Annotated in this window: 3 protein-coding genes; all 3 read left to right on the top strand. The window is 75.3% G+C overall.

Annotated elements, in window-relative coordinates; translation table 11 throughout:
* The coding region (lysA, locus tag ACFE60_RS18620) for a diaminopimelate decarboxylase (RefSeq protein WP_375390337.1) at positions 1-1,322 on the top strand (1,322 nt) is incomplete at its 5' end.
* Positions 1,319-2,626 (top strand): homoserine dehydrogenase, encoded by a 1,308-nt coding sequence (locus ACFE60_RS18615; protein ID WP_375390336.1) that lies wholly within the window; start codon positions 1,319-1,321, stop codon positions 2,624-2,626. The genes lysA and ACFE60_RS18615, both read left to right, overlap by 4 nt.
* A 23-nt stretch (positions 2,627-2,649) precedes the next feature.
* Positions 2,650-2,850 (top strand): pyridoxal-phosphate dependent enzyme (locus tag ACFE60_RS18610; RefSeq protein ID WP_375390338.1); only part of this gene is annotated, 201 nt, incomplete at its 3' end.

Below are 2,850 nucleotides of genomic sequence, written 5' to 3'. Positions count from 1 at the left end.
GCCGCGACGACGAGGGCCGCATCGAGATCGGCGGCGTCGCGCTCGCGGACCTCGCCCTGCAGCACGGCACCCCGCTGTACGTCCTCGACGAGGCGGAGGTGCGCGGTCGCGCCGCCCGGGTCGTCGCCGCCTTCCGCGAGAACGCGGCGCCGCTCGGCGCCGCGGTGCAGATCTACTACGCCGCGAAGGCGTTCCTGTCCGCGGACGTCGCCCGCTGGATGCGCGACGCGGGCCTGCGCGTCGACGTCGCGACCGGCGGCGAGCTCGCCCTCGCCCTCGCCGCGGGCGTCCCCGCCGCATCGCTCGGCCTGCACGGCAACGACAAGTCCGACGACGAGCTCACCCTCGCCGTCGAGGCCGGCGTCGGCTCGATCGTCCTCGACTCCGCGGAGGAGGTCGGCCGCGTCGCCGACGCCGCCCGCCGCGCCGGCACGGTGCAGGCCGTGCGCCTGCGGGTGAACAGCGGCGTGCACGCCTCCACCCACGAGTACCTCGCGACCGCCCGCGAGGACCAGAAGTTCGGCGTCGCGCTGACCCAGGTCCCCGGCGTCGCCGCCGCGATCCGCGCCCGCCCGCAGCTGCGGCTGCTCGGGCTGCACAGCCACATCGGGTCGCAGATCTCCGGCGTCGGCGGCTTCGCGGAGGCGGCCAGGCGGCTGCTCGCCGTGCACCGCGACCTGCTCGCGGGCGGCCAGGTGCCCGAGCTGAACCTGGGCGGCGGGTTCGGCATCGCCTACACCGCGGACCAGGAGGCCGTCGGGATCGAGCAGCTGGCGACGGGCATCCTCGGCACCGTCTCGGCCACCTGCAGCGAGCTGGGCATCCCGATCCCGGACCTCGCGATCGAGCCCGGCCGCTGGATCGTGGGCCCCGCCGGCGTCACGGTCTACACCGCGGGCACCGTGAAGGACGTCGAGCTGTCGACGGCGGACGGCCCGGCCGTCCGCCGCTACGTCTCCGTGGACGGCGGCATGAGCGACAACGCCCGCACCGCGCTCTACGGCGCCGAGTACGAGGTGCGCCTCGCGAACCGCGTCTCGACGGCCGACCCGGTGCTCGTGCGGGTGGTCGGCAAGCACTGCGAGTCCGGCGACGTCGTGGTGCAGGCCGACCTGCTGCCCGGCGACGCGGGCCGCGGCGACCTGCTCGCCGTGCCCGCGACCGGCGCCTACCACCACAGCCTCGCCAGCAACTACAACCTCATCACGCGACCTCCCGTGGTCGCGGTGTCCGACGGAGCGGAGCGCGTGCTCATCACCCGCGAGACCCTGGCCGACCTCTTCGCCCGGGACGCGGGCCTCGTCGAGGAGGCGGTGCGATGACCCCCGGCGTGCTGCCCATCCGCGTCGCCGTGCTCGGCGCCGGGACCGTCGGCGCGGAGGTGGCGCACCAGCTGCTGACCCGCGCTTCCGACCTCGAGGCCCGCGTCGGCGCCCCGCTCGTGCTGGCGGGCGTCGCGGTCAGGAACATCGACGCGCCCCGCCACCCGGCGCTGCCGAAGGCGCTGCTGACGACGGACGCGGAGAGCCTCGTGCTCGGCGCCCACATCGTCGTGGAGCTGATCGGCGGCGTCGAGCGCGCCCGCGAGCTGGTGCTGCTGGCCCTGGAGAGCGGCGCGGACGTCGTGACCGGCAACAAGGCGCTGCTCGCCACCCACGGCGCCGAGCTGTTCGCCGCGGCCGAGCGAGTCGGCGCGCAGCTGAACTACGAGGCGGCGGTCGGCGGCGCGATCCCGATCATCCGCCCCCTGCGCGACAGCCTCGCCGGCGACGACGTGAAGCGGATCCTCGGCATCGTGAACGGCACGACGAACTTCATCCTCGACCGGATGGACGAGCACGACGACAGCTTCGAGCAGGCGCTCGCGGAGGCGACCAGGCTCGGCTACGCGGAGGCGGACCCGACGGGCGACGTCAGCGGCGCCGACGCGGCGCAGAAGGCCGCCATCCTCGCCGGCCTCGCGTTCCACACCCGCGTGCCGCTCGCCTCCGTGCCGGTCGAGGGGATCCAGTCCGTCACGCCGGAGCAGATCCGGGCCGGCCGCGAGACCGGTCACGTCGTGAAGCTGCTCGCGATCTGCGAGCGGCTCACGGGCCCCGACGGCGTGGAGGGGGTCAGCGCGCGCGTGCACCCGGCGCTCCTGCCGCGCCGGCACCCGCTCGCCTCCGTCCGCGGCGCGAACAACGCCGTGTTCGTCGAGGCGGACTCCGCCGGCGACCTGATGTTCTACGGCGCCGGCGCGGGCGGCCCCGAGACGGCGTCCGCGGTGCTCGGCGACCTCGTGTCCGCCGCCCGCCGCCACGTGATCGGCGGCCCCGGCCTCGCGGCCCCGCCGTCGTCGAACCTGCCGGTGCTCGACCCCGGCGTGGTCTCGAGCCGCTACCAGATCACGCTCGTCGTCCGCGACGAGCCCGGCGTGCTCGCGCACCTCGCCGGCATCGTCGCCGAGCGGGGCGTGTCCATCGAGACGGCCCAGCAGACGAGAGCGGCCGTCGGCGGCACCGCTACCCTCGTGATCGGCACGCACCGAGCGCCCGAGGCGGCGCTGTCGGCCGTCGTGACGGCCCTGAGCGAAGCGCCGGAGGTCGCGGCGGTCGCCGGGGTGCTGCGCATCGAAGGCGAGTGAGGAACGACGTGAGCATCCGCACCATCAGCAGGCAGTGGCGCGGCGTGATCCGCGAGTACGCGGACCGGCTGGACGTCTCCGACGCCACGCCGGTCATCACCCTCGGCGAGGGCGGCACGCCGCTCATCGAGGCGCCCGCGCTCTCGCACCGCACGGGCGCCAGGGTCTTCGTGAAGTTCGAGGGCATGAACCCGACGGGCTCCTTCAAGGACCGCGGCATGACC

This window comes from uncultured Amnibacterium sp., assembly GCF_964245895.1.
Lineage (GTDB): Bacteria > Actinomycetota > Actinomycetes > Actinomycetales > Microbacteriaceae > Amnibacterium.
Note: the sequence above shows the minus strand (reverse complement) of the source record. Positions and strands in the feature narration are given on the sequence as shown.